The 22958-nt window shown below is 75.5% G+C and carries 20 protein-coding genes and 1 pseudogene; 8 read left to right on the plus strand and 13 right to left on the minus strand.

Translation table 11 applies throughout. The features are described 5' to 3' along the window. Positions 1-42: 42 nt before the first annotated feature. A complete protein-coding gene (locus CP974_RS02040) occupies positions 43-501 on the minus strand; it encodes an SHOCT domain-containing protein (protein WP_031132403.1) in 459 nt (152 codons plus the stop codon). Positions 502-732: 231 nt separating this feature from the next. Further along, positions 733-1368 carry an HdeD family acid-resistance protein gene (locus tag CP974_RS02045; protein WP_031132400.1) on the minus strand — a complete coding sequence of 212 codons (636 nt, stop codon included), beginning with the start codon at positions 1366-1368 and terminating at the stop codon, positions 733-735. Between the two features lie 405 nt (positions 1369-1773). Here CP974_RS02045 and CP974_RS30805 point away from each other — a divergent pair, with 405 nt between their 5' ends. Then, positions 1774-2523, plus strand: a complete 750-nt coding sequence (locus CP974_RS30805) for a potassium channel family protein (protein ID WP_078915642.1) — start codon at positions 1774-1776, stop codon at positions 2521-2523. A gap of 2 nt (positions 2524-2525) precedes the next feature. Further along, on the plus strand, positions 2526-3938 hold the full coding sequence (locus tag CP974_RS02055; protein ID WP_031132396.1) for a DUF2252 domain-containing protein: 1413 nt from the start codon (positions 2526-2528) through the stop codon (positions 3936-3938). Positions 3939-4092: 154 nt separating this feature from the next. Here the strand turns inward: CP974_RS02055 and CP974_RS02060 are convergent, their stop codons facing one another. Together CP974_RS02060 and CP974_RS02065 are read right to left on the minus strand one after the other, a co-directional pair. Further along, positions 4093-6690, minus strand: a complete 2598-nt coding sequence (locus tag CP974_RS02060) for a winged helix-turn-helix domain-containing protein (RefSeq protein WP_051839507.1) — start codon at positions 6688-6690, stop codon at positions 4093-4095. A 448-nt stretch (positions 6691-7138) separates the two neighbouring features. Next, positions 7139-7852 (minus strand): MerR family transcriptional regulator, encoded by a 714-nt coding sequence (locus CP974_RS02065; protein ID WP_069975345.1) that lies wholly within the window; start codon positions 7850-7852, stop codon positions 7139-7141. A 164-nt stretch (positions 7853-8016) separates the two neighbouring features. On the opposite strand from CP974_RS02065, the pseudogene CP974_RS02070 reads away from it, so the two are divergent. Next, positions 8017-8196, plus strand: a pseudogene (locus CP974_RS02070) (hypothetical protein); the annotation flags it as partial. Positions 8197-8568: 372 nt separating this feature from the next. Here the strand turns inward: CP974_RS02070 and CP974_RS02075 are convergent. From CP974_RS02075 to CP974_RS02090, 5 genes are all read right to left on the minus strand, one after another. Continuing rightward, positions 8569-9531 (minus strand): electron transfer flavoprotein subunit alpha/FixB family protein, encoded by a 963-nt coding sequence (locus CP974_RS02075; RefSeq protein ID WP_031132391.1) that lies wholly within the window; start codon positions 9529-9531, stop codon positions 8569-8571. 66 nt (positions 9532-9597) lie between these two features. Continuing rightward, positions 9598-10383 (minus strand): electron transfer flavoprotein subunit beta/FixA family protein, encoded by a 786-nt coding sequence (locus CP974_RS02080; protein WP_031132389.1) that lies wholly within the window; start codon positions 10381-10383, stop codon positions 9598-9600. Positions 10384-10573: 190 nt separating this feature from the next. After that, complete coding sequence (locus CP974_RS02085; protein ID WP_031132387.1) at positions 10574-11113, minus strand: flavin reductase family protein; 540 nt, start codon at positions 11111-11113, stop codon at positions 10574-10576. A 52-nt stretch (positions 11114-11165) separates the two neighbouring features. Beyond that, positions 11166-11273 (minus strand): putative leader peptide, encoded by a 108-nt coding sequence (locus CP974_RS30910; RefSeq protein ID WP_348538462.1) that lies wholly within the window; start codon positions 11271-11273, stop codon positions 11166-11168. 36 nt (positions 11274-11309) lie between these two features. Then, the gene (locus tag CP974_RS02090) at positions 11310-11684 is read right to left on the minus strand and encodes a TlpA family protein disulfide reductase (RefSeq protein WP_078915640.1); all 375 of its coding nucleotides are present in this window, start codon (positions 11682-11684) and stop codon (positions 11310-11312) included. Positions 11685-11930: 246 nt separating this feature from the next. On the opposite strand from CP974_RS02090, the gene CP974_RS02095 reads away from it, so the two are divergent. Then, the gene (locus CP974_RS02095; protein WP_031132383.1) at positions 11931-12644 is read left to right on the plus strand and encodes a lysophospholipid acyltransferase family protein; all 714 of its coding nucleotides are present in this window, start codon (positions 11931-11933) and stop codon (positions 12642-12644) included. Positions 12645-12979: 335 nt separating this feature from the next. Here the strand turns inward: CP974_RS02095 and CP974_RS02100 are convergent, their stop codons facing one another. From CP974_RS02100 to CP974_RS02110, 3 genes are all read right to left on the minus strand, one after another. After that, positions 12980-14059 carry a threonine aldolase family protein gene (locus CP974_RS02100; protein WP_031132381.1) on the minus strand — a complete coding sequence of 360 codons (1080 nt, stop codon included), beginning with the start codon at positions 14057-14059 and terminating at the stop codon, positions 12980-12982. Continuing rightward, positions 14056-14814 (minus strand): SDR family NAD(P)-dependent oxidoreductase, encoded by a 759-nt coding sequence (locus tag CP974_RS02105; RefSeq protein ID WP_031132379.1) that lies wholly within the window; start codon positions 14812-14814, stop codon positions 14056-14058. Before CP974_RS02105 ends, CP974_RS02100 begins: the two co-directional genes overlap by 4 nt. An 89-nt stretch (positions 14815-14903) precedes the next feature. Further along, on the minus strand, positions 14904-16301 hold the full coding sequence (locus CP974_RS02110; protein WP_031132377.1) for a DUF6421 family protein: 1398 nt from the start codon (positions 16299-16301) through the stop codon (positions 14904-14906). 311 nt (positions 16302-16612) lie between these two features. On the opposite strand from CP974_RS02110, the gene CP974_RS02115 reads away from it, so the two are divergent. Continuing rightward, positions 16613-19309, plus strand: a complete 2697-nt coding sequence (locus tag CP974_RS02115) for an ATP-dependent Clp protease ATP-binding subunit (RefSeq protein ID WP_223844503.1) — start codon at positions 16613-16615, stop codon at positions 19307-19309. On the opposite strand, the gene CP974_RS02120 is transcribed toward CP974_RS02115, so the two are convergent. After that, entirely contained in the window at positions 19293-19841 is a 549-nt protein-coding gene (locus CP974_RS02120; protein ID WP_031132374.1) for a GNAT family N-acetyltransferase, read from the minus strand. The genes CP974_RS02115 and CP974_RS02120 overlap by 17 nt on opposite strands. A 417-nt stretch (positions 19842-20258) precedes the next feature. On the opposite strand from CP974_RS02120, the gene CP974_RS02125 reads away from it, so the two are divergent. From CP974_RS02125 to CP974_RS02135, 3 genes are all read left to right on the plus strand, one after another. Then, complete coding sequence (locus CP974_RS02125) at positions 20259-21194, plus strand: M56 family metallopeptidase (protein WP_031132372.1); 936 nt, start codon at positions 20259-20261, stop codon at positions 21192-21194. A 153-nt stretch (positions 21195-21347) separates the two neighbouring features. Further along, positions 21348-21872: a GNAT family N-acetyltransferase gene (locus CP974_RS02130; protein ID WP_031132370.1), complete on the plus strand. Its 525-nt coding sequence runs from the start codon at positions 21348-21350 to the stop codon at positions 21870-21872. Between the two features lie 217 nt (positions 21873-22089). After that, positions 22090-22785 carry a phosphatase PAP2 family protein gene (locus tag CP974_RS02135; protein ID WP_031132368.1) on the plus strand — a complete coding sequence of 232 codons (696 nt, stop codon included), beginning with the start codon at positions 22090-22092 and terminating at the stop codon, positions 22783-22785. The last annotated feature ends 173 nt before the right edge of the window (positions 22786-22958 follow it).

The raw sequence follows: 22958 nt of genomic DNA on the forward strand, positions 1-22958 counted from the left end.
CGTGCCTCTTTCTTAGTGGGGGGTCTGCGTGCGGGGATGCCCTCAGGTGTGGGCGGTGGAGCCGGGGCGGTCCGCCGGGCCGTGGCCGCTCAGGACGAGTTCCTTCGCCCTGCGGTACTCCTCGTCCGTGATGGCGCCCCGGTCCCGGATGTCGGCCAGCCTGGTGAGCTCGTCGACGCTGCTGGGCTTCGCCGGAGCGGACGCGGTGTCGCGGATGTACGCCTTGAACTCCTCCTGCTGCGCCCGGGCCTGCGCGGCCTCGCGGCGTCCCATGCCCTTGCCACGTGCGATGACGTAGACGAACACGCCGAGGAAGGGCAGCAGGATGCAGAAGATCAGCCATCCGGCCTTCGCCCAGCCGCTCAGGTCGTCGTCACGGAAGATGTCCATGATGATCCGGAACAGCAGGACGAACCAGAGGACCCAGAGGAAGAACACGAGGATCGTCCAGAAGGCGCTGAGCAGCGGGTAGTCGTACGCCAGGTTCGTCTGTGGGTTCATGTCCCGTCCCTAAGTCCAGGGCTCTCGCCCGGCAGTGGTTCCGTACGTCCCACCGTGCGGCGGTCGCCTGCGGGCGGCCTCACCCGGCGAGGGTGAGAGCGCGCGGCGGGCGGTGGCGCCGGGGGCGCGGCTCCGCGGACGGCGGGGGCGGTGCGGGACCGGTCGGTACGGCGGGCGCGGTGCGCCAGGGTGCCGGGCGCGGTGCGCGGCCGGCCCGTCGGCGGCGGGCGGTCACACACGGCGGGAGGCGCCGCGCAGGGCGGACCGCCAGGCCAGGGCCATGCCCGCCTCGGCCAGGCCGAGCAGGACCAGCCACAGGCCGACCAGCCGGGTCAGGGCGCGCGCGGACTCCACCGGCAGTGCCAGGACCACGACGCCCGCGACGATGCCGAGCGCCGCGACCCCGATGAGGACGCCGCGGTGCGGCAGGTCCTCGGCCGTGAGGGCCGTGTAGAGGGTGAGGATGCCCGACACGATCCAGACGGCGCCGACGACCAGCGTGAGCGCGGCGATGGTCTGCAGGGGATTGCGCAGGCACAGCACCCCGGCCAGCACGAACAGCACGGCCAGGAGCAGGCCGGGAAGCCGCTCGTGTCCCGGGCGGGCGAAGGCGGAAACGAGGCGGAAGACCCCGGTCGCCAGCAGGTACAGGCCGACGACGACGGCCAGGACGTGCAGGGTCGCCTCCGGCCACACCAGGATCAGGACGCCCGGCACCAGCGTGACCGCGGCCGAGCCGAGCAGCCACGTCCAGGAGCGTCCGAGCCGTGCGAGGACGTCGGCGGGATCGCCGCCCGAACCGGGGGCCGCCCCGGTGGGGCCCCACTCGGGGCCGTTGTGCGGCGCCGTACCGGGTGAGACGGGCATGGCTCCTCCTCCAGGTCGGCCGCGCCCCGGCACGGTCGGCTGGGGCGGACGGGTACGGGCCCCCGTGCCGGGCCCGGACCGCTCCAGGGTGGCGCCCGGGGCCCCGCACGGGATCACCCGCCACGGGTGATCCGCCGGGCCCCGGCGGGGCGGTGGGGTGGAGGGGTGCGCCCCCCCGGCCGCGCGGGCGGACCTCCGCCGCCGGCCGGGGGCACGGACGGACGGCGCCGGACGGGGCCGTCGGGCCGTGGGGGCCACCGCGGGCGGGCCGCGGCGGCCGGACGGGCAGGCCGCGGCGGCCTGACGGGAGGGCCACGGCGGCCGGACGGGCGGGGCGCCCGGCGTGAGGGCATGAGGGCACGCCCGGGCACCTGCGGAACGAGACACGGGACGAAGAGGGGCGACATGGGCGATCCACACACCCCCGGAGGCGGCCCCGGGCGGCCCCCGGAGGAGGGCCCCGGAAGGGGCCGGGCGCCGGCGGGGGCGGCCGGGTCCCGGCGGCGCCACCGCGGGTCGCGCTCCGTCCTCGCCCGCGCCCTCACCCTCGCCCGCGCGGTCTTCGTCGCCACCGCCCTCGTCACCGCCTACTACCTGCTCCCGCTGGACCAGCGCGGGCCGAGCGACATCCCGGTACTGGTGTCCGGTCTGGTACTGGTCCTGCTGGTGTTCGGCTGGGAGGTGCGCGCCATCGCCCGCTCGCCGTTCCCCCGGCTGAAGGCCGCCGAGGCCCTGGGCGCCACGCTGGCCCTCTTCCTGATCCTCTTCGCCAGCGCCTACTACCTGCTGGACCGGTCCGCCCCCGGCTCCTTCAGCGAGTCGCTGACCAGGACGGACGCCCTGTACTTCGCGTTGACGACGTTCAGCACCACCGGCTTCGGGGACATCGCCGCGCTCTCCCAGACCGGACGCGTGCTGGCGATGGCGCAGATGACGGGCGGCCTGCTGCTCGTGGGCGTCGCCGCCAAGGTGCTGGCGAACGCGGTCGAGGCGGGGCTGCGCCGGCAGGGCGGCGGGCCACCGGAGCACCCGCTCCCCGCCGCCCACCACACGGCCGGCCACACGACCGCCCCCGAACCACCCGCGCCCGGCACGGCGACCGGCGCGGACACCAGGCCCGGCACCGGCGGCGGTGCCCCGGAGGAGGAGGCGTGACCATGACCGGCGGCGCGAGCGAGTTCACCGCGTCCCTCACCCCGGCCGAGCGCGTGGCCCGCGGACGGGAGGCCCGCAGGCGGGTGCCGCGCTCGGGCCACGCCGGCTACGAGCCGGCGCGCGGACGGCCGGACCCGATCGACGTCCTGGAGCGCCAGTCCGCCGACCGGGAGGCCGACCTGGTGCCCATCCGGTACGGCCGCATGCTGGAGTCGCCGTTCCGCTTCTACCGGGGCGCCGCCGCGATCATGGCGGCGGACCTGGCGGCGCTGCCCCGCACCGGACTGGGGGTCCAGCTCTGCGGCGACGCGCACCCGCTGAACTTCCGGCTCCTCGCCTCGCCGGAGCGGCGCCTCGTCTTCGACGTCAACGACTTCGACGAGACCCTGACCGGCCCGTTCGAGTGGGACGTGAAGCGGCTGGCCGCCGGTCTCGTGACGGCCGCGCGGGCGAACGGCTTCTCGGCGAGGGAGCAGAACCGCGCCGTACGGGCGTGCGTCGGGGCGTACCGGGCGCGCATGCGGGACTTGGCCGACATGCGCACCCTGGACGTCTGGTACGCCCAGGACGACGCCGGGTGGATCCGGGAGCTGCTGGCCTCGTCGGCGGACCGGGAGGTGCGGCGGCGCGCCGCGCGGGCGGCGGCGCGGGCCCGGACGCGGACGCACCTGCGCGCGTACGAGAAGCTGACCCGTGTCACGGACCGGGGCCGCCGGATCGCCCCCGACCCGCCGCTGATCGTCCCGCTCGACCGCCTGGCGGCCGGGCACCCGGCGGCGGTGGGCCGGGAGGAGCTGCTGCGGGGCCTCCTGGAGGGGTACGCGCGCACCCTGCCCCCGGAGCGCCGGCACCTGCTGCGCCACTACCGCCTGGTGGACATGGCGCGGAAGGTGGTCGGGGTGGGCAGTGTCGGGACGCGCTGCTGGGTGCTGCTCCTGCTCGGCAAGGACGACGACGACCCGCTGCTGCTCCAGGCCAAGGAGGCCCAGGAGTCGGTGCTGGCCGCCCACACGGACGCCGAGCGGTACGGCAACCAGGGCCGCCGCGTGGTGACCGGGCAGCGCCTGATGCAGACCACCGGGGACATCTTCCTGGGCTGGACGCGCGTGACGGGCCTGGACGGGCGCGACCGGGACTTCTACGTGCGGCAGCTGTGGGACTGGAAGGGCGTGGCGCGGCCGGAGACGATGGGCCCGGACCTGTTCTCCCTCTTCGGCCGGCTGTGCGGGGCGTGTCTGGCGCGGGCCCACGCCCGTTCGGGTGATCCCCTCGCCATCGCGGCCTACCTGGGCGGCGGGGACCGCTTCGACCGCGCGCTCGCCGAGTTCGCGCAGGTCTACGCCGACCGGAACGAACGGGACTTCGAGGCGCTCGGCGCCGCCTGGCGCTCCGGCCGGATCACCGCGGAACGGTAGCGGAGCCGGCGCGGTCGGCACGGCCGCACGCACAGCACCGCCCCTGCTGGTCGCAGCGGCGCCGTTCCCCGGCACGCCGGGGTCGCGGCGCGGCGGGGTCGCGGCGCGGCGGGGTCGCGGCGCGGCGGGGTCGCGGCGCGGCGGGGTCGCGGAGTCACAGCAGTCCGAGGTCGTGCGCGCGGCGCACCGCGTCGCCGCGGCGGTTCACCGCGAGTTTCCGGTAGACGCTCTTGAGGTGGGTCTTCACCGTGTTCAGGGAGACGAACAGGTCGGCGGCGATCTCCTCCGTCGACATCATCCGGGCCAGCCGTTCGAGGACGTCGCGCTCGCGTCCGCTCAGCTCCACGGCGGCGAGCGGCGGCGGCGACGGCTCCGGCAGGCCCCGGCGGTCGCGCCCGGGCGGGCCGGGGGCGAGCCAGCCCTCCGCCAGCTCGCGCAGCGGCGCCTCGGCCAGGAGGGGGCCGAGCCAGGCGCCCGCGTCGAGGAACGGGCGCCGCAGCCGTTCGCGCCGCGCGTCGAGGAGTGCCCGCCGTACGAGGGCGCGCGCGGCGGCCTCATCGCCCGCCTCCGCCGCGGCCCCGGCCCGTACCAGCGTGGTGCGGACGTGCACCGCGGGGCCGGTCCGCCCGTCGGCGCGGATGCCGTCGAGCAGGTCGGCGGCGGCCCCGGCGTGCCCGGAGGCGAGCTGGATCGCCGCGGCCTCCGCGACACACGCCGGCTGGTCGGCCGGCACCGCCCGCAGCCCCTCGGCGGCCTCGCCGGGCCGGCCCTCGGCCAGGTGGCGGGCTGCCGTGACGAGCGCCTCGTGGCCCACCGCCCAGGGCGAGGGTTCGACGGTGGACAGGGGCGGGCGCACGGTCTCGGCGGCGTCCCGGACCGCGCCGTCCGCCAGGGCGAGCCGGGCCGCGACGAGCGCCCGCCCGGCCGTCGGCACCGGATCGCGCGGGTCGCATCCGTGCCGCGCCGCCTCGTCGAGGAGGGACCGCGCCCGGTCGAGTTCATGGCGCTCGACGGCGACGGCCGCGAGGACCAGCCGGTCGAGTCCGGAGCCCGCCCGCTGGGGGAGGCCGGCCCGCTCCGCCTCGGAGACGGCCGCGAGCGCCTTGCGTTCGGCCCGGCCGGGCCAGCCGTTGAGGTAGTCGAGCAGGGCGAGGTGGGCGAGCGCCTCCTTGCGGGGCAGCGCGGTGGAGGTCGCGGCGGGGGAACCGGCCGCGGCGGTGAGCGCCGCGTGCGCGTCCTCGACGCGTCCGGCCCACAGCCGGGCCGAACCGAGATGGGTCAGCTGCAGGGCGGTCAGCTCCGGGTGCGCGTCCAGGAGGCGGCCGGGAAGCTCCGGTCGTGTCGCGTCGGCCTCGGCGGCGGCCTCCTCGCCCCGCGCGGGGCACCCGGTGAGCCGGGCGGCGAGCGCCTCCAGCAGGGCGCGGCTCATGCGGGCCGCCGCGTCGTCCGAGCCGCCGCCCGGGGGCTCCCCGGCACGGCGCAGCCGCGCCAGGCCCTGGTCGGTCTCGCGGCCGGCCAGGTCGCGGGCCGCGCGCACCAGGTCCGCCGCCGGGGTGGCGGGCTCGGGTCCCATGCGGGAGAACAGCGCGGCCAGGTCGTCCGCGTGCAGGCCGGTGAAGAACCGGCCGATCGCCAGGTCGGCCACGAGGGCCGAGGCGGCCAGGTCCCAGTCGCCCGCGGCGGCCCCGTGGCCGAGCGTCTCCCCCAGCATCCCGGAGCGGTGGAACCAGGCCGCCGCCCGCCGGTGGAGCTCCGGCTCCAGACCGGGCAGGCGCTCCCGCAGGTGGGCGCGGAGTATCTCGGCGAACAGCGGGTGGAGCCGGTACCAGGTGTGCCCGAGGCGCTCGACGAAGGCGTTGGCGCGGCACAGCCCGGCGAGCAGGGGCCCGGCGTCGGAGCGGAGGGTCAGCGCGTCGGCCAGTTCCGGGCGGAAGCGCTCCAGCACGCTGACGCGCAGCAGGAGGTCCTGGGTCTCCTCGGTCTGCCCCTTGAGGACCTCGGCGAGGAGGAAGTCCGCGATGGTGCTGCTGCCCGCCTCGAACTCCTTCAGGTAGCGCTCCGGGTCGTCGCTCTCCCGCGCGGCCAGGGCGAAGAGGCGCAGTCCGGCGGCCCAGCCGCGGGTGCGGTCCACGAGGGCGCGCACGGCGCGGTCCGGGAGGTCCAGGCCGTGCGACGCCAGCAGGAGGGCGGCCTCGTCGGGGGTGAAGGCGAGCTCGGAGGCGCGGATCTCGGTCAGTTCACCGGCCGCCCGGTAGCGGTGCAGGGGGAGCAGCGGCTCCGTGCGGCCGACGAGGACGAGGCGCAGTCCCGGCCCGGCGTGGTGGAGGACGAACTCCAGCTGCCCGGCGGTCTCCGGATCGGGGAGGCGGTCGTACTCGTCGAGCACGAGGACCGCGGGCCGGGTCTGTTCGCTCAGCTCGGCGGCGAGGGCCGCCAGCAGCCTCCGGTCCACCGCCCCCGGGTCCGCCGGCGTCCCCACCGCCGGGGACAGCGGCACTCCGGAGGCGCGGAGCGCCTGGAGGACGTACGACCAGAACACGCCGGGCCGGCGGTCGGCCGCCTCGGTGGTGAGCCACGCGACCGGCCGGCGCAGCCCGGCGGCCCAGTCGGCGGCGAGCAGGGTCTTCCCGGCCCCGGCCGGGCCGTTGAGCAGGGTCAGCGGTGTCCCGAGCGCCTGGTCGAGATGGCCGGCCAGCCGCTGCCGCCGCAGGAACCCGGCGGGCAGGGAGGGCAGCGAGAACCGCGCCCGCAGGAACGGCTCCCCGAGGGGGTCGGCGCACGGAACGACCGGCTCCGTCGCTTCCCCGGCGGCCGGCTCCGTCGCTTCCCCGGCGTAGGGGACGGTCGGCTCCGTCGCGGCCCCGGCGTAGGGAACGACCGGCTCCGTCGCGGCCCCGGCGTCGGGGACGGCCGGCTCCCCCGCGTCCTCGATGTCGGCCACGGCCCTCACCTCCGCCTGCCAGGGTCACGTCATGGTCGGCCCCGCCCTCCCAGCATCCCAGCCACCGGGCCGCCGCGCGCGGCACTCCGCGTCACCCCGGCTGACCTGCGGTGACGCGACGGCCGGCGCTCCTCCCCCGCGCCGTCCGGGCGGCCCGCGGGCCGCCCTTCGCCCCCTCTGCCCTCTCCGCTCTCCCTTCCGCTTGCGCGTGCCGGAGGAAGCGGTCCGGGAGCGGAGCGGTCCGGCGGGCCGCGCCCCGTCAGCGGTGGCCGAGGCGGCGCAGGTACCCGTCCAGGGCGGCGGACGCGCCGAGCCGTTCCCGGCTGCGCCGGTGGAGGGCGGCGGCCCGGGCGTCCAGCTCGTCGGCGACGCGGTCGGTGCCGCCGCTCGCGCGCACCTCGCGCACCACCGCCTCGATGGCGGCGAGCGGGTGGTGGCCCGTACGCAGGAGCGCCACGATCCGGGCGAGGCGCAGCTCCGCGGGGTCGTAGACCCGGTAACCGGTGACCGGGTCGCGGGCCGGGCGCAGCAGTCCGCGGGCCTCCCACAGCCGCAGGACGGGCGGCTTCACCCCCAGGGCGCGCGCGGCCTCGCCGATGCGCAGCGGGTGCCGGGGCACGCCCTGGGCGGGGAGCCGCCCGGCCGGCAGGGCGCCCATGGCCTCGCGTACGGCGGCGAGTTCGGCGCGCTCCCGGTCCAGCCGGGCGTGTCCGGCGTCCACGGCGGCGAGCGCGGCCTCCACGTCGCCCCGGTGGACGGCGGCCATCACCGTCCGGGCGGTCGCCCAGCCGTGCCCGGCGGCGAGCCGCCGGGCGACGGCGAGGGCGTCGGCGTGGACGTCGGTGAAGACCCGGTAACCGGCGGGGGTGCGCTCCACGGGCGGGAGCAGACCGGTGTCCACGTAGGTCCGCAGCTGCTGTACGGAGATCCCGGCGGACCTGGCGAGGTCCGCCGCCTTCAGCCGGTCGCCCATGTCCGCCCTCCCGACCTCACGCCTGGTTGAGACTTCTCGGGCATGTCGCCCCGCCTTCCTGGCACGACGCCGCGCAAGTGCCTGGTAGCGATTGAATGAAACACTTGATACCAGGTCCGGCGCCGGGGCCGAACGGTTCCGTAATCCTCCCGAGAGGAGAAGCAGTGAGGTTCGTGCTCGAGGTCGCCGTGGACGACGCGCAGCCGAAGGAGACGACCGTGCGTGAGCTGGGTCGCATCCTGCGCTACTGGGGCGGCAATCTTCACCACTACCCCCTGCGGCCCGGCGACACGTCGGCCGTGTACGACTCGGAGTACCGGGAGGTCGGCGCGTGGCGGATCACCGCCGGCGCCGCAACCGCCGCCGACGCCCCGGAAGGCTCCGGGAGCCTCTCCGAGGGGGGCGGGGCCGCGGGCGCAAAGGCCGCCGGGGCGGCCGACGGCGAGGGCTGAGCCCGCCGGGCACCGGGACCGCGAGGCCCCGGGGCCACGGCGACGCGCACGGCCCGCGCGGACGGACAGGACCCGCGCGGACGGACAGGACCCGCGCGGACGGACAGGACCCGCGCGGACGGGCAGGACCCGCGCGGACGGGCAGGACCCGGGGCCGGAACGGCCCGGGTCCTGGACGGCCGAGGGCCGGAACGGCGAAGGCCGGGGGCCGCGCGGTGGTGTGTGCCACCGCGCGGCCCCCGGCCGTGCGCGCCCGAGGCCGGATCAGCCCTTGCGGGACTTGATCTCGTCGGTGAGCTGCGGGACGACCTCGAAGAGGTCGCCGACCACGCCGTAGTCGACCAGGTCGAAGATCGGGGCCTCGGGGTCCTTGTTGATGGCCACGATGGTCTTCGAGGTCTGCATGCCGGCGCGGTGCTGGATCGCGCCGGAGATGCCGGTGGCGACGTACAGCTGCGGCGACACCGACTTGCCGGTCTGGCCGACCTGGCTGGTGTGCGGGTACCAGCCGGCGTCGACGGCGGCGCGGGAGGCGCCGACGGCGGCACCGAGCGAGTCGGCCAGGCCCTCGATGAGCGCGAAGTTCTCGGCGCCGTTGACGCCGCGGCCGCCGGAGACCACGATCGCGGCCTCGGTCAGCTCGGGGCGGCCGGTCGACTCGCGCGGCGTGCGGGAGACGACCTTGGTGCCGGTGGCCTTGTCGGAGAAGGAGACCGCGAGGGCCTCGACGGCGCCCGCGGCGGGGGCGGCCTCGACGGGGGCCGAGTTCGGCTTGACCGTGATGACCGGGGTGCCCTTGGAGACGCGGGACTTGGTGGTGAACGCGGCGGCGAACACGGACTGCGTCGCGACCGGGCCCTCGTCGCCGGCCTCGATGTCGATGGCGTCCGTGATGATGCCGGAGCCGATGCGGACCGCGAGGCGGGCGGCGATCTCCTTGCCCTCGGCGGAGGACGGGACGAGCACGGCGGCCGGGGACACCGACTCGTACGCGGCCTGGAGGGCGTCGACCTTCGGGACGACGAGGTAGTCCGCGAACTCGGCGGCGTCGGCCGTCAGGACGCGGGTCGCGCCGTGCTCGGCCAGGGTGGCGGCGGTGGCCTCGGCGCCGGGGCCGAGGGCCACGGCGACGGGCTCGCCGACGCGGCGGGCCAGCGTCAGCAGCTCCAGGGTGGGCTTGCGGACGGCGCCGTCCACGTGGTCGACGTAGACGAGAACTTCAGCCATGGGAATGCTCTCCTGCGAATGCGAAGTCTTAAGCGGGCTGTCAGGTGGCTCTGCGCTGCGCGAGCCCTAGATGAACTTCTGGCTCGCGAGGAACTGGGCCAGCTGCTTGCCGCCCTCGCCCTCGTCCTTGACGATCGTTCCGGCCGTGCGGGCCGGGCGCTCCGCCGCGGAGTCGACCTTCGTCCAGGCGCCCTCGAGGCCGACCTCGTCGGCGTCGATGTCCAGGTCGTCGAGGTCCAGGGACTCCACCGGCTTCTTCTTCGCCGCCATGATGCCCTTGAAGGACGGGTAGCGGGCCTCGCCGGACTGGTCGGTCACGGAGACGACGGCCGGGAGGGACGCCTCGAGCTGCTCGGTCGCGGCGTCGCCGTCGCGGCGGCCCTTGACCACGCCGTCCTCGACGGAGACCTCGGAGAGGAGGGTGACCTGCGGGACGCCGAGGCGCTCGGCGAGGATCGCCGGCAGGACGCCCATGACGCCGTCGGTGGACGCCATGCCGCAGATGACCAGGTCGTAGCCGGTCTTCTCGATGGCCTTGGCGAGCACCAGGGAGGTGCCCATGACGTCGGTGCCGTGGAGGTCGTCGTCCTCGACGTGGACGGCCTTGTCGGCGCCCATGGACAGCGCCTTGCGCAGCGCGTCCTTGGCGTCCTCGGGGCCGACGGTCAGCACGGTGATCTCCGCGTCGTCCGCCTCGTCGGCGATCTGCAGCGCCTGCTCGACCGCGTACTCGTCCAGCTCCGACAGCAGGCCGTCGACGTCGTCGCGGTCGACGGTCAGGTCATCGGCGAAGTGCCGGTCGCCGGTGGCGTCGGGCACGTACTTCACACAGACAACGATCCTCAAGCTCACGCCGGCTCTCCTACTGCATCGTCATTACTGGCTGCCTTGTTGCACGCAGCATAGGCGCCTGATGGGGCGGTTTCCGCCCGGGGCGGCGGACGCCCCGCGACGAAATATTACTCGTCAGTACACCGGGAGCCTTCCCGGTGGGCAACCGCTTTGCACTGTGACCTTGCCAACGCTGAGTAACCGGGACTTCTCAGTCCCTCAGCGCGTTGAAGCGCCCGTGGTGGTACAGCAGCGGCCGGCCCTCCCGCGCGGCGGCGTCGCCCGCGACGACCTCGGCGATCACGATGCGGTGGTCGCCCGCCGGGACGCGGCCCACGACGCGGCAGACCAGCCAGGCGAGGACCCCGTCGAGGACGGGGACACCCTCGGGCCCCGCGGTCCAGCGGGTCGGCGGGGCGAAGCGGTCGGCGCCGCTGCGGGCGAAGGTGGCGGCCAGCGCGCTCTGCTCCTCCCCCAGGAGGTGGACGCCGATGTGGGCGGCCTCGGCGACGGCCGGCCAGCTCGACGAGCCGGTGCCTATGCCGAAGGAGACCAGCGGCGGGTCGGCGGAGACGGAGGTGAGGGAGCTCGCCGTGAACCCGGCGGGCCGGCCGCCGCGGGCGGCGGGGCCGGGGGCGGTGATGACCGCGACGCCCGCGGCGTGCCTGCGGAACGCGGAGCGCAGCAGCTCGGGGCCGGCGACGACCGGGGCGCCGGGCGCGCCCGCGCCGAGATCGTGGGTGACCGTCATGGAGTTGTCCTTCTGCCGGAGGTGCGTGCGGGGGTCTGGGGGCCTTGGCTGCTCAGGCACCCGGACAGAGCGCGCTCGCGTGGCGGGCGAGGTCGACGTGGACCCGCCCGTGGAGAAGGAGTTCGTACGGCACGGGCGTCAGCCTGACGAGGCGCGGCACCCCGCGTCAAGGCCGCGCCGGACAATGCGATCAGTGTCACGGCCGGTCAGCGGGGGTTTCGAGGGCCCGGCCGAGCGCGGCGACCACGTCCGCCGTGCGGGGCTGCCCGGTGGCGCGGCGGACCTCGCGGCCGGCCGCGTCGAGGATCAGCACGGTGGGCGTGGCGGTGACGCCGAGGTCCCGCACGAGCGCCAGGTTCCGCTCGGCGTCGACCTCGACGTGGGCGACGCCCTCGACCATGTCCGCCACACCCGCCAGGACCCGGCGGGTGGCCCGGCAGGGCTGGCAGAACGCGGTGGAGAAGTGCACGAGGGTGGCCCGCCGCCCGAGCGCGGCCCCCAGCTCGCCGGGGCCGACTACCCGCTCCCCGTGCCCCGCGCCCCCGGCGTCCGCACTCTCCCGCACCGCCATGCCCCGCTCTCCTCGCGTCCGTTGGGTCCCGCCCGTGCAGCGCCGCGAGGGCCCCGCGGCATTCCCGTGGGTGGGGGGCGCCCGGCGACGTGACGAGTATCTCGCCGTGTTCGCGCCCTTCGGCGAGGGTTCGGACTGGCCAGGGCGCGGTACATGGGGCAGCATCGGGCAGGCCGCATACCTACGGCTGCGTAACTTCGCCGGGAGGACCCTCCCCAGGCAGAGAAGAAGAAGGGTGTTCTCCAGATGGCAGAACTCGTCTATCGGCCGGTCATCGGCGCCGCGCTCACGATGTTCAAGGCGCTCGACCTCAAGATCGACATTCAGGGTTCGGAGAACGTCCCGCGCACCGGTGGCGCGGTTCTGGTCAGCAACCACATCAGCTACCTCGACTTCATCTTCACCGGGCTCGCCGCGCGCCCGCAGAAGCGGCTCGTGCGCTTCATGGCCAAGGACTCCGTCTTCCGCCACAAGATCTCCGGGCCCCTCATGCGGGGCATGAAGCACATCCCGGTGGACCGCGCGCAGGGCGAGGCGGCGTACCGCCACGCGCTGGAGTCGCTGCGCTCCGGCGAGGTCATCGGAGTCTTCCCGGAGGCGACGATCTCCCAGTCGTTCACCCTCAAGGGCTTCAAGTCCGGAGCGGCGCGGCTGGCCCAGGAGGCCGGTGTGCCGCTGGTCCCGATGGCGCTGTGGGGCACGCAGCGGCTGTGGACCAAGGGCCGCCCCCGCAACTTCCGGCGCAGCCACATCCCGGTCACGATCCGGGTCGGCGAGCCGCTGGAGGCGCCGACGGACCAGTACGCGGGCGCCATCACGCGCCGGCTGCGCGAGCGGGTCCAGGAGCTGCTGGAGGCCGCTCAGCGGGCCTACCCGGTGCGCCCCAAGGACGGCGACGACACCTGGTGGATCCCGGCCCACCTGGGCGGCACGGCGCCGACCCCGGCCGAGCTGCGCTGATCTCCTTTCTGGCTCGTTGCGCCTCCGGGGCGCTGTGAGCGGGTCCCGGGAGTCCGAACGTGCTCAGCGCTTCGCGCCTCCGCGCGATCGGCCTCCCGGCACCCGCGCGCCCCTTCGGCTCCACTCGCACGCCAGGTGCACGCCCACCCCCTCCCGGGCGCAGGCGGCTCCCCTCCCGAAGCCGGCGCGCGCTCCTTCGGCTCCACTCGCACGCCAGGTGCGCGGCCATCCCCTCCCGGGCGCAGGCGGCTCCGCTGCCCTGATCCCCCCGGACCACGCGTGAAGTCCCGTCCGCCGGGTGGGCGGACGGGACTTCACGTGGGGAGACGGCGGGGCTAGCGGGCCATCTCCTCCTTGAGCGCGAGCAGGAAGGCGTCCACGTCGTCCTCCGTCGTGTCGAAGGAGCACATCCAGCGGACGTCCCCGGCGGCCTCGTCCCAGAAGTAGAAGCGGAACCGCTTCTGCAGGCGCAGGCTCACGTCGTGCGGGAGGCGGGCGAAGACGGCGTTGGCCTGCACCGGGTACAGGATCTCCACGCCGTCGACCGACCGGACGCCGTCGGCGAGGCGCCGGGCCATCGCGTTGGCGTGCCGGGCGCTGCGCAGCCACAGGTCCTTGGCGAGCAGCGCCTCGAACTGCACGGAGACGAACCGCATCTTCGACGCGAGCTGCATGGACATCTTGCGCAGGTGCCGCATGTGGCGGCCGACCTCGGGGTTGAGGACGACCAGCGCCTCGCCGAACAGCAGGCCGTTCTTGGTGCCGCCCAGCGACACCACGTCCACGCCCACCGCGTTGGTGAAGGCGCGCATGGGCACGTCCAGCGACGCGGCGGCGTTGGCGAGCCGGGCGCCGTCGAGGTGGACCTTCATGCCCAGCCCGTGGGCGTGGTCGACGATGGCCCGGATCTCGTCCGGGGTGTAGACCGTGCCCAGCTCGGTGTTCTGCGCGAGGGAGACGACCTGCGGCATGGCGCGGTGCTCGTCGTCCCAGCCGAACGCCTGCCGGTCGATCAGCTCGGGGGTGAGCTTGCCGTCCGGGGTGGGCACGGTGAGCAGCTTGAGCCCGGCCATGCGCTCGGGGGCTCCGCCCTCGTCCACGTTGATGTGCGCGGACTCGGCGCAGATCACCGCGCCCCACCGGTCGGCGAGGGCCTGCAGCGCGGTGACGTTGGCCCCGGTGCCGTTGAACACCGGGAACGCCTCGGCGGTCGGGCCGAAGTGGCTGTGCATCACCCGCTGGAGGTGGTCGGTGTAGTCGTCCTCGCCGTAGGCGATCTGGTGGCCGCCGTTGGCGAGCGCCAGCGCGGCGAGGACCTCCGGGTGGGCTCCCGCGTAGTTGTCGCTGGCGAAGCCCCGTACCGACGGGTCGTGGTGACGGCGCGCGTCGGTACGGGTGGGGTACGCCGCGGTCACGGCTTGGGGGTCAGCCACAGGCGCTGTCCATTCACTTCCTGGGCGGGCCGGTCCCAGACGCCGGCGATGGCGTCGGCCAGGTCCTTGACGTCGGTGAAGCCCGCGAACTTCGCATCGGGGCGCTCGGCGCGCATGGCGTCGTGCACCAGTGCCTTGATCACCAGGATGGCAGCAGCGGCGTTCGGGCCGTCCTCGCCCCCCGCCTTGCGGAAGGCGTCGCCGAGCGCGAGGGTCCACGCCTCGGCGGCGGACTTGGCCGCGGCGTAGGCGGCGTTGCCCTCGGTGGGCTTGCTCGCGCCGGACTGGCTGACCAGGACGTACCGGCCGCGGTCGCTGCGGGCGAGACCCGGCTGGAAGGCGAGCGAGGTGTGCTGGACGGTGCGGACGAGCAGCCGCTCCAGGACCTCCCAGTCGGCCAGGTCGGTGCCGGCGAAGGTCTTGCCGCCGCGCCAGCCGCCGACGAGGTGGACGAGGCCGTCGATCCGGCCGAACTCCTGCTCGGTCCGCTCGGCCCAGTCGCGGGTGGCGGCCAGGTCGAGCAGGTCCACCGTCTCGCCCGTGACGGTGGCGCCGCCGTGGGCGAAGCGGGCGGCGTCGACGGCCTCCGCGAGGCGCTCGGGGTCGGCGTCGGCGGCGACGACAGTCGCGCCGGCCTCGGCCAGCCGCAGCAGGGCGGCACGGCCCGCGGGGCCCGCCGCTCCGGCGACCGCGATGACGGCGCCGTCCAGTGCCCCGCCGTTCCCGTTGCTGGTCATGGTGTTCGTTCCCTCCGTAGGGGTACCGGCCGTGCCGGGAGCTTCGGGCGTCCCGGCCGTACCGGTCGTGCCCGCGGTGTCCCGCTCGCTCACGCGGCGGCCTTCTCGACGTCCTGCGCGGTGATGCCCTTGGTGGAGGCGATCACGGACTTCAGCTTCTTCGAGAGGGCCTCGAAGAACATGCTCAGCGGGAACTCGTCGGCGAGCACGTCGTCGACGAGCTTGCGCGGCGGCTGGTGGACGTCCAGCGCCTCGGCGCCCTTGGCCCAGCGCGAGCCGGGGTGGGGGGCGAGGTAGGTGGAGACGAGGTCGTAGGCGGCGAGCCAGTGCACCAGCTTGGGGCGGTCGATGCCGTCGCGGTAGAGCTTCTCGATCTCCGCGCAGAGCTGGTTGGTGACCTCGGGGGCCCGCTGCCAGTCGATGAACAGGGTGTTGTCGGTCCAGCGCACCACGTCGTGCTTGTGGAGGTACGCGAAGAGGAGCTGACCGCCGAGGCCGTCGTAGTTGCGGACCCGGTCACCGGTCAGGGGGAAGCGGAACATCCGGTCGAACAGCACGGCGTACTGGACGTCGCGGCCGTGCGGGTTGCCCTCGGCCTCCAGGCGGACGGCCTCCTTGAAGGCGGTCAGGTCGCACCGCAGCTCCTCCAGGCCGTACATCCAGAACGGCTGGCGCTGCTTGATCATGAACGGGTCGAAGGGCAGGTCGCCGTGGCTGTGGGCGCGGTCGTGGACCATGTCCCACAGGACGAACGCCTCCTGGCAGCGCTGCTGGTCGCCGAGCATCTCCTTGATGTCCGCGGGCAGCTCGACGCCGAGCACGTCGACGGCGGCCTCGGTCACCCGGCGGAAGCGGGCGGCCTCGCGGTCGCAGAAGATGCCGCCCCAGGTGAAGTTCGCCGGGACCTCGCGGACCGCGACGGTCTCGGGGAAGAGGACGGCCGAGTTGGTGTCGTAGCCCGAGGTGAAGTCCTCGAAGGTGATGCCGCAGAAGAGCGGGTTGTCGTAGCGGGTCGCCTCCAGGTCGGCGAGCCATTCCGGCCACACCATGCGCAGGACGACGGCCTCCAGGTTGCGGTCCGGGTTGCCGTTCTGCGTGTACATGGGGAAGACGACCAGGTGCTGGCGGCCGTCGACGCGCTCGGCGGCGGGGTGGAACGCCATCAGCGAGTCGAGGAAGTCGGGCACGCCGTAGCCCTCGGCGGCCCACTTGCGCAGGTCGGCGACGAGCGCGCGGTGGTAGTCGGTGCCGTGCGGCAGCAGCGGGGAGAGCTGCTCGACGGCCGCGGCGATCCGGTCCAGCACGGCGTCGGCGTCCGTGCGGGCCGGGGCGTCCTCCGCCGTGAAGTCGATCGAGCCGTCGGCGGACTGCCAGACGCGGATCTCCTCCACGGCATTCTTGAGCTGCGGCCATGCGGGGTGGTCGACCACCCGGACATCAGTGGACAGCTCGCCACCGACTGCATCCTGCACAAGAATTTCCGTCATCTCACTTCCTCCACAGGAGAACCTCGCGTCAAGGCACCGTAACCATTTGCGGTTCTTCACCACAAGAGGGTCTGGCGGAAAATATCCTGCGCGACCCCCGTCGCGACCGCCGATTTTCCCGTCTCGTCCGGACGGGACGGCCGGTTCCGCCGCACTTCGGAGCCCGCCACCCCGAGGCGGGGTGTAACGCGCCTCCCCCTGGGAACCCGCGTGGCTGGATTGCATCGAGATCACGAGATCGCCGTGAGCGCTGGACGAACAGTGACGTACTGGGACACAGCGACGTACTGGGACAACTGGGACGGTCATCTATGAGCAACGGATTCGTCGGCCCCGAGGGCTTCGGCCCCGACCCGTTCAGCGAGTTCCTGGGCCGCCTGTTCGGGGGCACGCCCGCCTCCTCCGCGGCCCGGCGCGGGCCCCGGTACATCGACATCGCCCGCATGATGAGCGAACCGGCCCGCCGCATGGTGGACGACGCCGCGACCTACGCCGCCGAGCACGGCAGCGCGGACCTGGAGACCGAGCACCTGCTGCGCGCCGCGCTCGACACGGAGCCCACCCGCGACCTGGTCGTCCGGGCCGGAGCCGACCCCGACGAGCTGGCGGCCGAGATCGACCGCACGGCCGGCGAGGGCCCCCCGCAGTCCCGCATCGCCGTCACCCCGGCCGTCAAGCGCGCCCTCCTGGACGCGCACGACCTGGCCCGGCACATCGGCGCCTCCTACATCGGGCCGGAGCACGTGCTCGCCGCCCTGGCCGCCAACCCGGACTCGGCGGCCGGCCGCATCCTGCGCGCCGCCCGGTTCGACCCCGACTCCGTCCCGGGCCCTCCGTCCCGCACGCCCACCCCGCGCGGCGGCCCCTCCGGCGGCTGGGAGAACACCGCGGCCGACCAGCGCCCGGCGCCCCAGCGCGGCACGCCCACCCTCGACAAGTACGGGCGGGACCTCACCGACATCGCCCGCGCGGGCCGGATCGACCCGGTCATCGGCCGCGAGCAGGAGATCGAGCAGACCGTCGAGGTGCTGTCCCGGCGCGGCAAGAACAACCCGGTCCTCATCGGCGACGCCGGCGTCGGCAAGACCGCCGTCGTGGAGGGCCTGGCCCAGCGCATCGCCGACGGCGACGTGCCCGACACGCTCCTCGGCCGGCGCCTGGTCGCCCTCGACATGACCGGCGTCGTCGCCGGCACCCGCTACCGGGGCGACTTCGAGGAGCGGATGAACGCCATCATCCAGGAGGTCCGCGACCACGCGGGCGAGCTCGTCCTCTTCATCGACGAGCTCCACACCGTCGTCGGCGCGGGCGGCGGCGGAGGCGGCGGCGAGGGCGGCTCCATGGACGCCGGCAACATCCTCAAGCCCGCCCTCGCCCGCGGCGAGCTGCACGTCATCGGCGCCACCACCCTGGAGGAGTACCGCCGGTACGTCGAGAAGGACGCCGCCCTCGCCCGCCGCTTCCAGCCCATCCTCGTCCCCGAGCCCAGCCCCGAGGACGCGCTGGAGATCCTGCGCGGCCTGCGCGACCGGTACGAGGCGCACCACCAGGTCCGCTACACCGAGGACGCGCTGCGGGCCGCCGTCGAGCTGTCCGACCGGTACCTCACCGAGCGGTTCCTCCCCGACAAGGCCATCGACCTGATCGACCAGGCGGGCGCCCGCGTGCGGCTGCGCTCCCGCTCCCAGGACACCGACGTGCGGGCCCTGGAGCGGGAGGCCGAGCAGCTGGCCCGCGACAAGGACCAGGCCGTCGCCGCCGAGCAGTACGAGCGGGCCACGGAGCTGCGCGACCGCATCCAGGCCCTCCAGGACCGCATCAAGGCGGGGCGCGGCGAGCCGGTCATGCGCGACGACCGCGTGCTGGAGGTCACCGGCGAGGACATCGCGCAGGTCGTCAGCCGGCAGACCGGCATCCCCGTCAGCCGCCTCACCCAGGAGGAGAAGGAGCGCCTGCTCGGCCTGGAGCGGCATTTGCGGGAGCGGGTCATCGGCCAGGACGAGGCGGTCGCGGCCGTCTCCGAGGCCGTGCTGCGCTCCCGCGCCGGCCTCGCCGACCCGCGCCGCCCCATCGGCAGCTTCCTCTTCCTCGGCCCGACCGGCGTCGGCAAGACCGAGCTGGCCCGCGCCCTCGCCGACGCGCTGTTCGGCAGCGAGGAGCGCATGGTGCGGCTCGACATGAGCGAGTTCCAGGAGCGGCACACCGTCAGCCGCCTCGTCGGCGCCCCGCCCGGCTACGTCGGCCACGAGGAGGCCGGGCAGCTCACCGAGGCGGTGCGCAGGCACCCGTACTCGCTGCTCCTGCTGGACGAGGTCGAGAAGGCCCACCCGGACGTCTTCAACATCCTGCTCCAGGTGCTGGACGACGGACGCCTCACCGACGCGCAGGGACGCACGGTCGACTTCAAGAACACCGTGATCGTCATGACCAGCAACCTCGGCTCCGAGGCCATCGGCAGCGGGCGGGGCGTGCTCGGCTTCGGCGCGGAGGCGGCGGGCGACGAGCAGGCCGCCCGCGACCGGATGCTGCGCCCGCTGCGCGAGCACTTCCGCCCCGAGTTCCTCAACCGCATCGACGAGATCGTCATCTTCCGGCGCCTCGCCGAGGCCCAGCTGCGGCAGATCACCGACCTGCTGCTGGAGGAGACCCGGCGCCGGATGCGCGCCCAGCACGTGGCCGTGGAGTTCACCCCCGAGGCCGTGGACTGGCTGGCCCGGCGCGGCTACGAGCCGGAGTACGGCGCCCGGCCGCTGCGCCGCACCATCCAGCGCGAGGTCGACAACGAGCTGTCGCGGCTGCTGCTGGACGGGCGGCTCACCGCGGGCGGCACGGTCCGCGTGGCCGCGGCCGACGGCCGCCTGGACTTCCGCACGGAGGGGGGAGCCGGCACCGGCACGGACGCGGGCGCGCCGCCCGAGGCTCCGGGCGGGCCCGGCCCGGCGCCGTCCGGCGGGCCCGGCCCGGCGCCCGCCCCCGGTTCGCCCGGAGGGGTCAGCCCAGCGCCTTGACGAGCAGCTCGAACCGCAGGTCCTCGCGGCGCGGCACGCCGAAGCGCTCGTCGCCGTACGGGAACGGCGACGTCCGCCCCGTGCGGCGGTAGCCGCGCCGCTCGTACCAGGCGATCAGCTCGTCCCGTACGGAGATCACCGTCATGTGCATCTCGCGGGCGCCCCACTCCTCGCGGGCCAGGCGCTCCGCCTCCGCGAGGACGCGCCGGCCGAGCCCGCCGCCCTGGAGGCCGGGGCGGACGGCGAACATGCCGAAGTACGCGGCGTCACCGCGCCGCTCCAGCTGGCAGCAGGCGACGAGCTCGCCGTCCCGCTCGACGGCGAGCAGCCGGGAGCCCGGGGCGCCGATGACCTCCCGGACGCCCTGCGGGTCGGTGCGCTGCCCGTCGAGGAGGTCGGCCTCGGTGGTCCAGCCCGCGCGGCTGGCGTCGCCCCGGTACGCCGACTCGACGAGGGCGACGAGCGCGGGGACGTCCGCCTCCACTGCGTCGCGGTAGGTCTCCCGTGCGTCCTGGAGCGGTGCGGTGTCCATCGTGAGCGTTCTCCCCTCGCGCGTGCGTTCGCCCCGACCCTAACGCCGGGCCCCGCGGGCGCATCGCCCGGCCGGTGCCCGCGGCGGGCGGACGCCACCCGGCGTCCGCGGGCGGCGATCCGGCGGGGCGGCCGGGCGGCCGGGCGCGGGCGGGGAGTGTTCCGGGGCGGACGGGAGGTCCCGGCGGGCGGGGTGCCGCCGGGCCGTGCGGGAAGGTGCCGGCCCGGGCGGGGTCGCGGGCGGGCGGGGTCGCGGGCGGGCGGGGTGCCGTGAGGCGGGCGGAAAGGTGCCGGCCGGCGGACGGGGAGGTGTCGGCGCCGGGCGCGGCCGGTTCCCGGCGGGACCCCGGGCGTGGCGTGCGTCACTTCCTTCGGCAGTCTCTGCCTATGAGCGGCCGCGCGCTCATAGGCTGAGACCATGTGGGTCTCCCTCGCGCTGCTCGCGCTCGGCGTGTCGCTCGCCGTCGTGGCCCCGCGGCTGCTCGCGCGGGCCGACTGGCCGGAGCGCGAACCGATCGTCGCCCTGTGGGTCTGGCAGTGCGTCGTGGCCGCGGTGCTGCTGAGCTTCGCGCTGTCGATGACGTTCAGCGCCGCCGCCGCCTGGCAGGAGGTGCGCGGCCGGGTGTTCGCCACGGCCCCGGCGGGGGTCGTGGAGGCGTACGCGCTGGCCGCGCTCGGCCCCTGGTCGGCCACGCTCGCCGTGCTGCTGGCCTGCGGCGGGCTGTGGACCGGGGCGATGCTCACCCGCGAGGTGCGGGCCTCCCGCGCGCGGCGGCGCCGGCAGCGCGCCGAGCTGCTGGTGCGCGTCCCGCAGCTGCCCGGCGAGGAGGCCGAGGCCGCTCCGCTGGTGCTGCTGGAGGGCGACCGGCCGGGCGCCTGGTGGCTGCCGGGCCCGCGGCCCCAGCTCATCATCACCACGGCCGCGCTGCGGCGGCTCAAGGGGCGCCAGCTCGACGCGGTGCTGGCCCACGAGCAGGGGCACGCGCGGGCGCGGCACGACTGGCTGCTGTACTGCGCGGCGGCGCTGGCGTCCGGCTTCCCGCGCGTACCGGTGTTCGCGGCGTTCCGGGAGGAGATGCACCGGCTGGTGGAGCTGGCGGCGGACGACTCCGCGTCGAAGCGGTTCGGGCGGCTGACGATCGCGCTCGCACTCGTCGGGCTGAACGAGGACCGGGGCGTGTTCGGCCCGTGCCCGACACCCCACACGGAGGTGCCGCGGCGGGTGACCCGGCTGCTGACCGCGGAGCCCCGGCTCACTCCGGGCCACCGCCTGCGGCTGACGGCGGCTGCCGCCCTCATGCCGGCGGCGCCGCTGCTCCTGGCCCTGGCACCGGGCCTGACCGCTTTGGGCTGAGAAGCCGTTGCCGTACCCCTCACGGGGTCTGCCGATCGAAGGGCGTCCCCGACCGGGTGATCGTGGGCCCTGCCCGGCAGGAGAGCAGGGCCTGGCGGTTCGCGGCGAAATCCAGGGGGAGCGGACGGCCGCGCGCTGCTACGTTCGGGCGCCATGAGCTGGCTTCCCGATGACTTCGTCCACCCCGTCCTGGTACCGCTGCCGGGCGGTGGCCATCACCTGCGGCCGATCCGGGAGGCGGACGCCCCGCTCGACTACCCGGCTGTGATGGGGTCGCGCGAGCGGCTGTGGACCCTCTTCGGCCCGGCCTGGGGCTGGCCCGCGGCCACCATGACCTACGAGGCCGACCGGGCCGACCTGTTGCGGCACGAGAAGGAGATCGCCGCACACCGGTCCTTCAACTACGCGCTGTTCGACGCGGCGGAGGCGGCTCTGCTCGGCTGTGTCTACATCGACCCACCGGAGAGGGCCGGCGCGGACGGCGAGATCTCCTGGTGGGTGGTGGACGAACTGGTGGGCAGCGAGGTCGAGCAGGCCCTCGACGCGCTGGTGCCGCGGTGGATCGCCGCCGACTGGCCGTTCGAGCAGCCGCGCTTCCCCGGCCGCGAGATCTCCTGGTCGGACTGGCTCGCCCTGCCGGAGCATCCCGGCACGCTTCTGAGGCCGCCGCCGGGCTGAGGCCGCCGCCGGGCTGAGGGCGCGCCCGGGTCGAGGCGCCGCTGCGCCGGGGGTGCGCCGGGGCCGGTGGCGGGGCTCGGCCGGTGGCGGGGCCCGGCCGGTGGGCGGAGCTCGGCCGGTCGGGGCCGCGGTCCGTGGCGGGAGCCGGGGCGGGGCCCCTACGGGTGAACGGCGGCTTCGTACGTCTGCCCAGGGGTTCTCCGGGCACCCTCCCGATATGTCGTCACCCCCCGCACGCCTCCGCTCCCCCCTGCTCCCCGCCGTGGCCGTCGGCTGCGGCGCGGCCGCCGTCCTCCTGCTGGTCCTCGTGGCCGCCGGCTGGGCGCCGCTGCTCGCCTTCGACCGGGCGGTCGCGGACGAGCTGCACGCCGCGGCGGTGCGCCGGAGCGCGCTGACGGAGGCCATGCGGGTGCTCACCGACTGGGTGTGGGACCCCGTGACCCTGCGCCTCCTGCTCGCCGCGGCCGTCGTGGCGCTGTGGCGGACCGGGCGGCCGGGCATGGCGGGGCTCCTGGTGGCGGCCGGCCTGGTGGCGGCCGGGGTGCAGCACCTGCTGAAGGCGCTGGTGGGGCGGGACAGGCCGCGCTGGCCGGACCCCGTCGACACGGCCGACTTCGCGGCGTTCCCGTCGGGGCACGCCATGACGGCCGCCGTAGTGTGCGGACTGCTGTGGTGGGTGGCGGCCCGGCTCGGTCCCCGCGCCCTGGCGCGCCCGGTGCTGGTGGCGGGGGCGGTGTCGACGGCCGGGGTGGGCCTGACCCGCGTGTACCTGGGCGTGCACTGGCCGTCCGACGTGCTGGGCGGCTGGCTGCTGGGCGCCTGCCTGGTGGCGGTCGCCGTGGGGGCGTACGAGCGGCGCGCGACGGCGGCGCCGCGGCGGCCGGCCGCCCTGCTCGGGCCGGGAGCCCGCTGAGGGCCCGCAATCGGCCGGCGGCGGTGCGGGGCGCGCTCCGGCGTGCCGCCGCCTGCCCGGCCGGATCCGTGCCGACGCGGACCGGACGATCCCCCGCGTCGCCCGGTCCGCGTGACACTCCTCCCCTTCCGACACGGCGGTGCCGGTCGGCGGGGACGTCCTGAGTATATTGG

This window comes from Streptomyces fradiae ATCC 10745 = DSM 40063, from assembly GCF_008704425.1.
Classification (GTDB): domain Bacteria; phylum Actinomycetota; class Actinomycetes; order Streptomycetales; family Streptomycetaceae; genus Streptomyces; species Streptomyces fradiae.